The following is a 12,844-nucleotide window of genomic DNA, read 5'->3' as shown; positions in this document are numbered from 1 at the left end:
CCCCCCCCCCCCCCCCCCCCCCCCCCCCCCCCCCCCCCCCCCCCCCCCCCCCCCCTTTTCAAGCAGAAGACGGCATACGCGATGATACCTCCTGTCTCGTGGGCTCGGAGATGTGTATAAGAGACAGATCCAGTCCCGTTGTGCTGGCTCTGAAACAAACACTCATCATTTTGTCACGGTAGGACGGGGTAGCGAGTAATCGACACATCGCCATTTTGAAAAAACCCCGCAGGCCTTGCAGCGCTGCGGGGTTGATATCCACCAGAGTTAGAATCCGGTAGGGACTCCGTGCATGTCCGGCAGTTTATGTGCGATCCCTTTATGGCAATCGATACAGGTTTTGCCTTCGGTTATCGCTTTGTCATGCATCTTGGCCGCCACGGTTTTCTGCGCGGTGAAATCCATATACTCGAAGTTGTGACAGTTACGGCACTCCTGCGAGTTATTGGCCTTCATACGCGCCCATTCGTTGCTGGCCATGGTCAGACGATGCTCTTCGAACTTCTGCGGCGTGTCGATCAGGCCAAACGCCTTGGCGTACAGCTCTTTACTGGCCTTCAGCTTACGCAGCATCTTTGGTGCCCACTCATGCGGAACGTGGCAATCCGGGCAGGTGGCACGTACGCCACTGCGGTTGTTGTAGTGCACCGTCTCCATATACTCTTCGTAGACGTTTTCACGCATCTCGTGGCAGCTGATACAGAATTTTTCGGTGTTGGCCGCTTCCATACCGGTGTTGAAACCGCCCCAGAAAACGATCCCGGCAACAAAGCCCAACAGCAGCAAAGTCCCCAGTGCCAGCCTGCTCGGCCTGCGCCACCAGCGCCATAAACGGCGGATCGGCCCGGCCTTTTTCTCGGATGTTGTGGTATTACGTTCGGCCATAGCTCCCCCGCTTAGTGCCCAAAGCCCTGCATAGGCTTGAAATCATTGCCGATGATTGGTGCCGCATCGGTTTGTGGTACGTGGCATTGCAGACAGAAATAACGGCGTGGAGCAACTTCCCCCAGCACCTTGCCATCGCTGTCCATAAAGTGTGTCGGGCTGATACGCGGTGCGCCGGTGGTGCGATAGTGCTCCACGCCGTGGCACTGCAAGCAGCGGTTAGTGTTTTTGCTAATCTGGTAACCGTCAACACTGTGCGGGATCATCGGCGGCTGGTTGACATAGTTTAGCGCCATCTTTTCCTGCTGCTTGGGCATTTTGATCTGCCCTTCAGCCGTGCCGGAAACCTCTGGCGATTGCTTGAGATCGACATCACTGGCGGCAAACGCGGCACTGGCAACTACCAGTGTTAACAGCGCGCCCCACAGGGAAAGCTGCTTTTTCAGGACATTGCTGGTCATTTTTTGGCTCCCGAATAATGAAATTTGCTCTTAATTTCGAATACGTTTTCTGCACAAACGTCGATACAACGTCCGCAGGCAATACAGGCATCACTGGCAACCCGTGGTGTACCTTTTTTTACTAATAACGGCTCACGCAGGATCTGCGGTTCTGGGCAAACATGAAAACAATCCATGCAGCGAGTACAGTTGTCACGCTGCTCCGCGCTGATCTGCACCACACCCTGGCTACCAATGACGCCATACAGCGCTCCCATTGGGCAAAGATGGCCACACCAGCCGTGTTCGACCACCAGCAGATCGAACAGGAACAGCGCCACAATCAGCCAGATACCGGCACCAAATGCGGCACCCAACCCTTTCAGCCAAGCTAACACGCCCTCCCCACTGCCGTGGATCAGCCCGCGCCCCATCAGGGCAACCGGATTAATCCATTCCCAGAGCAGCGTGCCACTCACGGCACTGCCAACCAGTACGACAAGCAAGATGCCGTAGCGCAGGGAACGAGGCAGGCTGGCCGATTGACGCAAACCTAACTTGCGCCGTAGCCAGGCCGCCAGATCGGTCACCGGGTTGACCGGACAAACCCAGCCGCAAAACACCCGATTACCGATCAGGCCGTAGATCAGCACGACTACCGCGCCTACCCACACCAACCAGGCTGGCCAATGCCCAGCCAACAGGCTTTCCAGCATCATCAACGGATCCGTTAATGGAACCGTCTCCGCCAATAGGCTGGCGCTGTAGTTGCCCCGCAGGATCCAGATGCCCCACAGCGGCCCCGAGAGAAACATCAACAAGATCAACAGTTGGCTGCAACGGCGCAGGATCAGGAAGCGGTTGCTGCGCAACCAGCCATGGCGCAGACGGGCATCACGCCCGGCTTCAGCGACTGGATTAGCCATCATTCACCTCCCTTTACGCCGCGTGCCGGCAATGTGAGGCCTTCCGGCACCAGTGAATGCCCTGCACGCTGCTTTTCCTGCCAGCCCCAGCGATAGTGTTCACCCAATTGGCCACGTGCCAGTTCCATCGGTAACACCTTGATCGCCGCCTGCTCAAGCACACAAGCCTGCTCACACTTGCCACAACCGGTACAATCCTGGCTGTGAACCGTGGGTAGAAACATGGCGTGTTTGCCGGTACGCTCGTTGTGTTGCAGTTCCAAGGTGATGGCCTTGTCGATCTGCGGGCAAACGCGGTAACACACATCGCAACGCAGCCCCTGCCAGTTCAGACAGTTTTCATGATCCAGCAACACCGCCAGCCCCATCCGTGCCTGATCGATATCCGTCAGGTTCGGATCCAGCGCGCCGCTCGGGCAGGCCACCACACACGGGATGTCTTCACACATCTCGCAAGGGATATCCCGCGCCACAAAGTACGGCGTTCCCGCCGCTCTCGGCGACAACAGCGTCGCCAGTTTCAGCGTCTGGTACGGGCAGGCTTGCACACACTGGCCACAGCGAATGCAGGCGCTATCAAACGCCCCTTCGGCAAGTGCTCCCGGCGGCCGCAGGGCCAGGCCATCACGTGCCTGAGACTGCTTTTGTTGCAACCCCAGCAGTATGCCTATCCCTGCCAACCCGGCCACGCTGCGCGCAGCATCCCGCAGGAAGCGCCGCCGGGCCGGTGTTTTATCTCGTTGCTGGCTCATTCCGTTGGCCTTATACCTTCTCCAGTTTCACCGCGCACTTCTTGAAGTCTGTCTCTTTCGACAGTGGATCGGTAGCGTCCAGCGTCAGGTTATTGACCAGTTGCGCGGCATCGAAGAACGGCATATATACCAGGCCTTTCGGCACACGGTTACGGCCACGGGTTTCGACGATGCTCACCACTTCGCCACGGCGTGACACTACCTTCACCTTGTCGCCACGGCGCAGATTACGGCTCTTGGCGTCCAGCGGATGGATAAACAATACCGCCTCAGGGAAGGCTCTGTGCAATTCTGGCACCCGGCGCGTCATCGAACCGGTGTGCCAATGTTCCAGCACGCGGCCAGTAGACAACCACAGATCGAACTCCTGATCCGGGCTTTCTGCCGCAGGCTCGAACGGCAGCGCGAAGATCACGGCTTTGCCGTCAGGCTTGCCATAGAAGCGCACGCTTTCACCGGCCTTCACGTAAGGATCGGTTCCTTCACGGTAACGCCACAGGGTTTCCTTGCCATCCACCACCGGCCAGCGTAAACCGCGCGCCTTATGGTACATATCAAAGGCCGCCAGATCGTGACCATGGCCACGGCCAAACCCGGCATACTCTTCAAACAGTCCTTTCTGGATGTAGAAACCGAAGTCGCGCGACTCGTCGTTCAACTGGTCGGCCGGGATCTCTTCCAGCTTGTACTTGTTCACTTCACCGTTGACGAACAGGACGTCATACAAGGTTTTACCCCGGTATTCCGGCTTCTGATTGATCAGTTCCACAGGCCAGACTTCTTCCACCTTGAAGCGTTTGGCAAACTCCACCAACTGCCACAGGTCAGACTTCGCCTCGCCCGGCGCTTTCACCTGCTGATGCCAGAACTGAGTACGACGCTCGGCGTTACCGTAAGCCCCTTCTTTCTCTACCCACATCGCAGTAGGCAGGATCAGGTCGGCGGCCAACGCGCTCACCGTTGGATACGGATCGGAGACCACGATAAAGTTGCGCCGATCGCGCCAGCCCGGCATACGATCTTCGTTAATGTTTGGCCCGGCCTGCATGTTGTTGTTACACATTACCCAGTAGGCGTTCAGCTTGCCGTCTTTCAACGCACGGTCCTGCGCAACCGCATGCAGCCCGACTTTTTCCGGGATGGTGCCGGCTGGCAGTTGCCATTTCTGTTCGGCAATCTGGCGGTGCTTCTCGTTGGTCACGACCATGTCCGCTGGCAGACGGTGGGAGAACGTCCCCACTTCGCGCGCGGTACCACAGGCAGAAGGCTGGCCAGTCAGTGAGAACGGCCCACAGCCCGGCTTGGAGATCTTGCCGGTCAGCAGGTGCAGGTTGTAGCACAGGTTATTGGCCCAGACGCCGCGGGTATGCTGGTTGAAGCCCATCGTCCAGTAAGAGACGACTTTCACATTCGGGTCGGCATACAGCTTGGCCAGCGCTTCCAGTTGGTCTTTCGGCACGCCGCTCAATTCAGCGGTCTTATCCAGCGTGTACTCCGCCACAAAGGCTTTGTAATCTTCGAAGCTCATCGGCTCCGAAGCATCGCTGCCTGGGTTCTTGGCCGCTTTCTCCAACGGGTGGGTTGGACGCAGGCCGTAACCGATATCGGTCGCCCCTTTGCGGATGTTGACGTGCTGCTTGAGGAAGTCCTGGTCAACCGCATTGTTCTGAATAATGTAGTTGGCGATATAGTTCATGATCGCCAGATCGGTCTGCGGGGTGAACACCATGCCGTTATCCGCCAGCTCAAAGCTGCGGTGTTCAAAGGTGGAAAGGACCGAGACGTTGACCTTGTCGTTGCCCAGGCGGCGGTTGGTAATGCGCGACCACAGGATCGGGTGCATTTCCGCCATGTTGGAGCCCCACAGCACAAAGGCGTCGGCCTGCTCGATATCATCGTAGCAGCCCATCGGCTCGTCCATGCCAAAGGTACGCATAAAGCCGACTACCGCAGAGGCCATGCAGTGGCGCGCGTTCGGATCGAGGTTGTTGGAGCGCAGGCCCGCCTTGAACAGTTTGGAGGCTGCGTAGCCTTCCCATACCGTCCACTGGCCGGAGCCGAACATGCCGACCGCTTCCGGCCCTTTCTCTTTCAGTGCCCCTTTGAATTTTTCTTCCATAACATCGAAGGCTTTTTCCCAAGTGATGGGAGTAAACTCACCTTCTTTGTCATATTGCCCGTTCTTCATACGCAGCATTGGCTGCGTCAGACGATCCTTGCCATACATGATCTTGGGCAGGAAGTAGCCTTTAATACAGTTTAAACCCCGGTTAACCGGGGCATCCGGATCGCCCTGCGAAGCCACGATGCGGCCATTTTGGGTACCGACCAGAACGCCACACCCGGTGCCGCAGAAACGGCAAGGTGCTTTGTCCCATTTGATTTCGTCACCGCTGCCGACCACGGCTTGGGCGACCGTTGGGATCGTCAGCCCGGCAGCTGCGGCAGCAGCCGCGGCAGCGTTCGCTTTCATGAAGTCTCGACGACTGAGTTTCATGGTATTACCTCACCTTGCTCATCCTGCTGGTGATAAACCAGCGACACTGCCAACACGCCTTCCAGATTGCGTGCCGACTCAATTTTTTCCAGCAACGCCTGGGAGCGTGCTGCTTGCATAACGACGACCAGCTTGCCCTGCTGTTGATCCTGTGCTGGAATTTCCGTATCAGGGATTGCCAGCAGCGCCGAGATCAGGGCCGGGAATTTGTCAGGCCGGGCCTGCACCATCAACCCGCTTACGTGCCATTCACTGCTCATTATTTTCACTCCGGGTTATTGCAATCGCCGAGGTCGGGCAACCGGCAACGCAGGCACCACAACCATTGCACGCCGCCGCCTCGAGCGCCGGTTGGGCTATGCCGCCTAACCGTGGCCGAAAACGGATTGCCTGCGTTTCACAACTGTCCTGACAGCTGCGACATTCAACCCCCTGCATCGCCAGGCAAACGGCCGAAAACGACGCCACTTGTTGCCAGGGTTGGTGCTGAGGTGGGTAAAACACTGGGGCTTCGCAGGCATCTGCGCATTGTCGGCAAAAGGTACATTCCGCGCGTTGAAAATCGATTTCGGGATAACCGCCACTGCCGCTGATCAATACACCGGTTTCGCAAGCGTTAACGCAGGCCTGACACCGGGTACAACCCGCAAGGAAGAGAGGGGCTTCACGCGACCACGGGGGACGGATCGCATCAGATTGATGACGCCATTGTCCGCTGAGCAATCTGCGTCGCGACAATTCGGCCATTCGGGTTATCCTTCAAAGTTGGCAACACGCGCGCGTGTAAAAAATTATTATAGTGTGACTTTATTATTGTTTGTCTCGCACCTCGGGTAAGAGGCAAGGATAAAATAGGCTTATCGGAGGGGGTAGATAATCACCCTAAATAGGTAAAAGTAGGTATTACTTGCGCCAGATCAATCACTGATAGCCGATATAGGGCATTTTGCCAACGGTAGGCCGCCCAATCGCTATTTACTTGATTATATAGCGAAGATTGGTTTTGGCGGTAAATCGGCCGTTTGCTCAAAATCGCCATGCTTTTTGCCAGCAAAAGTTATAATTTGACGGCGCATAACACTCCGGCCAATAACCAGAAGGACGCTTAATTGCTCGTAAAACGCTCAGTGACAGGCAGCCTGGCGAAGGCGCTGATAGCTATCGTGATCCTTTCCGTGCTGTCCACCGGACTGGCACTGACCACCGTGGCCGGCAGCCTGCAGGATGCCGAAGCGATCAATATCGCGGGATCGTTGCGTATGCAGAGCTACCGGTTGGCGTATGAGCTCACTAACGGTTTCGCTGAAGTGCAGCAGCACCTGGTACAGTATCAGCAGTCGCTGATGGCTCCGGCCCTGCTTAAACTCGATCGATTTTATGTGCCTGACGATGTGCGGCAAAAATACCTGACGCTGCGCCAAGCCTGGCTGGTACTGGAAAAACAGATCCTGGCTGGGAACCCGGAAAACTATCAGGCCAACGTGGCCAGCTATGTGAATCAGATCGACCATTTTGTCCTGGCTTTGCAGCGCTACTCCGAACAAAAGCTGACCATCGTAGCGACGATCAGCGTGATGGGCTACATCGCCATCATTGCCCTGGTGCTGTTCTGCATCCGCTTTATGCGCCGCCAAGTGGTCACCCCGCTCAAACGCCTGGTGGATGCCAGCCTGCGTATGCAACAACGTGATTTCAATCATCCGCCGCTCGACGTTTCATTGCCAAACGAACTGGGTGTACTGTCGCAAACCTTCACCACCATGTCTGGCGAATTGGCGAAGCTCTACCAGTCACTGGAACACAAGGTGCAGGAAAAAACCGAGCGTTTACAACAGGCCAACCGCACGCTGGAGGTACTCTACAGTTGCTCCCAGGCGCTGAGCGTTGGGCAGTTGGATCAGCGGGCGTTTGAGAAGGTCCTGCATATCATCAAGCTGAGCGAACAATTACATTGTATTCGGCTCAATGTGGAAGACAGCCTCAGCCAATGGCAGGTCAGCAGTGGTGAACCGGTGGCGGAACTGGCCTGGCATTCGCAGGTGATTATGCAAGACAACAAACCCTTGGGTAGCCTGAGCTGGCAACATGAACAGCAGCCGCCCCACCCACATCTGATGCAAAGCGTGACCAATATGCTCAGCCGCGGGGTATACTTTAACCGAGCACAAAAGCAGCATATGCAGTTCCTGCTGATGGAGGAACGCGCCACCATTGCCCGTGAACTACACGATTCGTTAGCCCAGGCTCTCACTTTCCTGCGCATCCAGCTTACCTTGCTCAAACGTACCCTGGCAGGCCACTCATCGCAGGCAGATGAGATCATTGATGATTTTGATCGAGCACTGGCGGATGCCTATCGCCAATTGCGCGAACTGCTGGCCACCTTCAGGTTGAGCATTCAGGATGCCGACCTGAACGCCGCGTTGCAGCAGGTATTGGAACCATTAAAACTGCTGACCAGCGCGCGGATTCAGTTACACTGTCGGTTAGCCTCACAGGCGTTGAATGCCCAACAACAGGTTCATGCGCTACAGATCGTGCGTGAAGCCGTGCTTAATGCCATCAAACACGCCGATGCACAGGAAATTGTGATCCATTGCGAAGTCTCCCCCAGCGGCGACAACGAGATCACCATTTGTGACGACGGCTGCGGCATCGGCAGCCTGGATGAACCGGAAGGCCATTATGGGTTAACCATTATGAGCGAACGAGCAACGCGCCTGAACGGGACGTTACATATCAGGCGTGGCAAGGCCGGGGGCACGGAGGTCTGTCTTAGCTTCCCGCCATAAGGGCTAACAGCATTGCACGGCGGCCATTCGAGCCGAGCGACGATGCCAATTACTACTATATTTTAAGAGTCAGCTTTACTGCCGGCAGTACGCAGTGGCTTTACTCGCTACAGGGAGCACGTTTTATTGTGATGAAAAATTACCGAGTAATGATCGTGGACGATCACCCGTTGATGCGCCGTGGCATCAAACAATTGCTGGGGCTAGATCCTACTTTCACCGTGGTGGCAGAAGCCAGCGGCGGAGCGGAGGCGATCGCCCTGGCTGCGCAGTTCACCCCAGACGTGATCCTGCTCGATCTGAACATGAAGGGGCTTTCCGGGCTGGATACGCTGAAAGCACTGCGCGATGAAGGGGTGGATGCACGCATCATCGTGCTGACCGTTTCCGACTCCCGCAGCGACGTCTATGCGCTGATCGATGCTGGCGCCGATGGCTACCTGCTGAAAGACAGCGAGCCTGAACAACTGCTGGAACATATTCGCCAGGCCGCCGAGGGCCAGAACGTGATTAGCGATGCGGTAGCGGACTATCTTTCGTCACGCAGCGAGCAACACGATCCCTTTGCCGCTCTGACCGAGCGTGAACTGGATGTCTTGCAGGAAGTGGCGCGCGGCATGTCAAACAAGCAGGTCGCGGCACAGTTGCATATTTCTGAAGAGACGGTGAAAGTACACATCCGCAATATGCTGCGCAAGCTCAACGTGCGTTCGCGCGTGGCAGCAACCGTGATGTACCTGGAAGCGAAAAGCCAGTAATGCTTCCCCGGCACGCCGGGGAACACTCAACCAATGGCCGCCAGCAGCATCTCATGGTGCTGATTAATCCAGCTTTGGCTTAGCGGGCCCCAGTTTGCCAACTGGTAATAGCCATCATTATTACGCTTCCCCTGCTGCACAAACTGCAACTCCAGGCCCAGGCCTGGTAGTGCTTTTAGGACATCCTGCAACGTACGGCGCGGCCAACCGGTCAGTTCCATCAGGCGTGGAACGTTAGGGCGTTCATTGCTGCTGATCAGCCAACACAGGTAAAGACGACGAGCAAATACCGGGTTAATTTCCATGCTTAACTCCTGCTGAGAAAACGTCCTGATTATTTCACCGTAACGCAATAAAATCGCCATAATGACGCATTTCGTGGTGGTGCAATGTGTAACTGTAGATTTCTACTACTGTTATTTACATTATCTCCTTTTTTTCTCCACGCTTTATCTACGCTTGACGAGTAAAGTGCAGTAGCACCTTTGGGTACAATCAAATCCTGCGACAGCCTGGCCACCAGTCAGCGCCAGGCATAAGCATAACTGATGCAGTCAAAAATAGAACAAGTCACAACGAGGTTCATGCCGCATGGCCAACTTTTTTATTGATCGCCCGATTTTTGCCTGGGTTCTGGCAATTATTCTTTGCCTGACGGGGACGTTGGCGATTTTTTCTCTGCCTGTCGAACAATATCCGAACCTCGCTCCGCCAAACGTGCGTATTAGTGCCACCTATCCAGGGGCATCGGCACAAACGCTGGAAAATACCGTTACCCAGATTATTGAACAGAGCATGACCGGTCTCGACAACATGATGTACATGTCGTCACAGAGCACCAATACCGGCCAGGCGTCGGTTACGCTAACCTTTGAAGCCGGCACCGATCCCAACGAGGCAATGCAGCAAGTCCAGAACCAGCTGCAAGCTGCCATCAAGCGGTTGCCACAGGCGGTACAGCAGCAAGGCGTGACGGTGTCAAAATCGGGCGATACCACGCTGATGATGGTGGCCTTTGTCTCCACCGATGGCAGCATGGATAAGCAGGACATCGCGGACTATATCGTTTCCAACCTGCAAGACCCCCTTAGCCGTATCAACGGCGTGGGCAGCATGGACGTTTACGGCTCACAGTACGCCATGCGTATCTGGTTAGATCCGAACAAACTCACCAGCTATCAACTCACCACCCAGGATGTGGTCAATGCCATCAGTTCGCAGAACGCCCAGGTGGCGGTGGGCCAGCTAGGCGGCTCCCCTTCTGTCGATCAGCAGGCGCTAAACGCCACCATCAACGCTCAATCCCAGTTGCAAACGCCAGAGCAGTTCCGCCAGATCACGCTGCGCGTCAATCGCGACGGCTCGCTGGTGACTCTGGGTGACGTTGCCACGGTGGAATTAGGTGGGGAAAACTATAACTACCTCAGTCGTTACAACGGCCTACAGGCCGCAGGGATGAACATCAAGCTGGCCTCCGGTGCCAACGAATTGCAAACCGACCAGTTGGTGAAAGCCAAGATTGCCGAGCTTTCACAATATTTCCCCCACGGGCTGGAAGCCAAGATCGCCTATGAGACGACGCCTTTCGTGCAGGCTTCGATCCATGACGTGGTAAAAACCCTGCTGGAAGCCATTTTGCTGGTGTTTTTAGTCATGTACCTGTTCTTGCAGAACTTCCGCGCCACATTAATCCCCACTATCGCCGTTCCGGTAGTGCTGCTGGGCACCTTTGCCATCCTTTCAGCCTTCGGCTACAGCATTAACACCCTGACGATGTTTGCCATGGTGCTGGCGATCGGCCTTTTGGTGGACGACGCCATCGTGGTGGTGGAAAACGTGGAACGCGTGATGAGCGAGGAAGGTCTCTCACCCAGGGACGCCACCCGTAAATCCATGGGGCAGATCCAGGGTGCGCTGGTGGGGATTGCCATGGTGCTTTCGGCAGTATTTATTCCCATGGCCTTCTTCGGCGGCACAACCGGTGCCATTTATCGCCAGTTCTCGATCACCATCGTTTCCGCAATGGTGCTTTCGGTGCTGGTGGCGATGATCCTCACCCCTGCCCTATGTGCCACTATTCTCAAACCGATAGCCAAAGGCCATCATCACGGCAAGCGCGGTTTCTTCGGCTGGTTTAACCGCATGTTCAACCGCAACACCGAACGCTATGAACGTGGGGTAGCGCGCGTGCTGCATCACAGTGTCCGCTACATGGTGATCTACCTGTTGCTATTGGCCGGTATGGCAGTGCTGTTTATCAAACTGCCAACCTCATTCCTGCCACAGGAAGACCGTGGCGTGTTCACCGTGCAGGTGCAGTTGCCTGCAGGCTCCACCCTGCAGCAAACCACCAAGGTAGTGGAAAAAGTCGAGCACTACTTCCTGACCGAAGAGAAAGCCGACGTGCTGTCGGTGTTCTCCACCATCGGTGCCGGGCCAGGCGGCAACGGCCAGAACGTCGCACGCCTGTTCTTGCGCCTGAAGGACTGGGATCTGCGCAGTTCGGGAGCCAATAGCTCGTTCGATATCATCGATCGTGCCACCAAGGCCTTTAGTAACATCAACGAAGCGCGCGTAATCGCCAGCAGCCCACCAGCGATCACCGGGCTGGGGAACTCTTCGGGCTTCGATATGCAGTTGGAAGACCACGCCGGGCTGGGGCATAGCAAGCTGATGGAGGCTCGTGACCAATTGCTGCAGTTGGCTGGGCAAAACCCGCAGCTATCGCGCGTGCGCCATAATGGCCTTGATGACAGCCCGCAGTTGCAAATCGACATCGACCAGCGCAAGGCACAGGCGCTGGGCGTGTCCATCGACGATATCAACAGCACCTTGTCAACCGCCTGGGGGTCCACCTACGTCAACGACTTTTTAGACCGCGGGCGAGTGAAGAAAGTATACGTCCAGGCCGGAGCGCCCTTCCGCATGCTACCAGAGGACATCAACAAGTGGTACGTGCGTAACAACAGCGGTGGGATGGTACCCTTCTCCGCCTTTGCTACCTCCCATTGGGAATATGGTTCACCGCGTCTGGAACGCTACAACGGTAACTCCACGGTAGAAATCGTGGGTGAGGCCTCTTCGGGCGTCAGTACCGGTACCGCGATGGATGAAATGGAAAAACTCGTCAGCCAGCTACCGACCGGCTTCGGCCTGGAATGGACCGCTATGTCTTACCAGGAACGCCTTTCCGGCTCCCAGGCACCGGCACTGTATGCCATCTCGCTGTTGGTGGTATTCCTGTGTCTGGCTGCCCTGTATGAAAGCTGGTCGATCCCGTTCTCGGTCATGTTGGTAGTGCCGCTGGGGGTGATCGGCGCCGTTACGGCCACCTGGCTGCGCGGATTGGAAAACGATGTGTACTTCCAGGTAGGGCTATTGACGATTATCGGGCTGTCGGCCAAGAACGCCATCCTGATCGTGGAGTTTGCCAACGAGCTGAACCATAAGGGCAAGGATTTGATGGCCGCAACGCTGGAAGCCTCACGCTTGCGCTTGCGCCCTATCCTGATGACCTCATTGGCCTTTATCTTCGGCGTTCTGCCAATGGCCATCAGTTCTGGTGCAGGTTCTGGCAGCCAGCATGCGGTAGGTACCGGGGTGATGGGTGGCATGATTTCAGCCACCGTTCTGGCGATTTTCTTTGTGCCGCTGTTCTTCGTTTTGGTACGCCGCCGCTTCCCTGGTAAGGCGCAGCCTCACCATCACAATAGCTAATAGCAGACGTAAAAAAAGCAGCTTCGGGGAACCGAGGCTGCTTTGCTAAAGACTTAATATTGTTACCCTAGGTGCTT

11 protein-coding genes are annotated in these 12,844 nt (G+C 56.1%); 3 read left to right on the top strand and 8 right to left on the bottom strand.

Annotation, left to right across the window (positions count from 1 at the left end; genetic code table 11):
- Positions 1-267: 267 nt before the first annotated feature.
- Genes napC through napF form a run of 7 tightly spaced genes read right to left on the bottom strand, consistent with a single transcriptional unit; the run spans position 268 to position 6,247 of the window.
- Positions 268-885, bottom strand: a complete 618-nt coding sequence (napC, locus tag JHD74_RS20015; RefSeq protein ID WP_024527088.1) for a cytochrome c-type protein NapC — start codon at positions 883-885, stop codon at positions 268-270.
- A gap of 11 nt (positions 886-896) precedes the next feature.
- A complete protein-coding gene (gene napB, locus JHD74_RS20010) occupies positions 897-1,346 on the bottom strand; it encodes a nitrate reductase cytochrome c-type subunit (protein WP_021178725.1) in 450 nt (149 codons plus the stop codon).
- Entirely contained in the window at positions 1,343-2,251 is a 909-nt protein-coding gene (gene napH, locus JHD74_RS20005) for a quinol dehydrogenase ferredoxin subunit NapH (RefSeq protein WP_074031482.1), read from the bottom strand. The genes napB and napH overlap by 4 nt, the downstream gene beginning before the upstream one ends.
- Positions 2,251-3,003: a ferredoxin-type protein NapG gene (napG, locus tag JHD74_RS20000; RefSeq protein ID WP_024527085.1), complete on the bottom strand. Its 753-nt coding sequence runs from the start codon at positions 3,001-3,003 to the stop codon at positions 2,251-2,253. Before napG ends, napH begins: the two co-directional genes overlap by 1 nt.
- 10 nt (positions 3,004-3,013) lie before the next feature.
- A complete protein-coding gene (gene napA / locus JHD74_RS19995; protein ID WP_199063367.1) occupies positions 3,014-5,500 on the bottom strand; it encodes a nitrate reductase catalytic subunit NapA in 2,487 nt (828 codons plus the stop codon).
- Positions 5,497-5,763: a chaperone NapD gene (gene napD / locus JHD74_RS19990; protein ID WP_024527083.1), complete on the bottom strand. Its 267-nt coding sequence runs from the start codon at positions 5,761-5,763 to the stop codon at positions 5,497-5,499. Before napD ends, napA begins: the two co-directional genes overlap by 4 nt.
- The gene (gene napF / locus JHD74_RS19985; protein WP_071784390.1) at positions 5,750-6,247 is read right to left on the bottom strand and encodes a ferredoxin-type protein NapF; all 498 of its coding nucleotides are present in this window, start codon (positions 6,245-6,247) and stop codon (positions 5,750-5,752) included. The genes napD and napF overlap by 14 nt, the downstream gene beginning before the upstream one ends.
- A 362-nt stretch (positions 6,248-6,609) precedes the next feature.
- On the opposite strand from napF, the gene narQ reads away from it, so the two are divergent.
- Positions 6,610-8,292: a nitrate/nitrite two-component system sensor histidine kinase NarQ gene (narQ, locus tag JHD74_RS19980; protein WP_199063366.1), complete on the top strand. Its 1,683-nt coding sequence runs from the start codon at positions 6,610-6,612 to the stop codon at positions 8,290-8,292.
- 125 nt (positions 8,293-8,417) lie between these two features.
- Complete coding sequence (gene narP, locus JHD74_RS19975; protein WP_024484513.1) at positions 8,418-9,050, top strand: nitrate/nitrite response regulator protein NarP; 633 nt, start codon at positions 8,418-8,420, stop codon at positions 9,048-9,050.
- A 26-nt stretch (positions 9,051-9,076) separates the two neighbouring features.
- Here narP and JHD74_RS19970 read toward each other — a convergent pair whose 3' ends face one another.
- Positions 9,077-9,355 (bottom strand): helix-turn-helix domain-containing protein, encoded by a 279-nt coding sequence (locus tag JHD74_RS19970; protein ID WP_024484514.1) that lies wholly within the window; start codon positions 9,353-9,355, stop codon positions 9,077-9,079.
- A 286-nt stretch (positions 9,356-9,641) separates the two neighbouring features.
- On the opposite strand from JHD74_RS19970, the gene acrD reads away from it, so the two are divergent.
- Positions 9,642-12,767: a multidrug efflux RND transporter permease AcrD gene (acrD, locus tag JHD74_RS19965; protein ID WP_199063365.1), complete on the top strand. Its 3,126-nt coding sequence runs from the start codon at positions 9,642-9,644 to the stop codon at positions 12,765-12,767.
- The last annotated feature ends 77 nt before the right edge of the window (positions 12,768-12,844 follow it).

It is taken from the genome of Serratia sp. ASV30, assembly GCF_016428815.1.
Lineage (GTDB): Bacteria > Pseudomonadota > Gammaproteobacteria > Enterobacterales > Enterobacteriaceae > Chania > Chania fonticola_C.
Note: the sequence above shows the minus strand (reverse complement) of the source record. Positions and strands in the feature narration are given on the sequence as shown.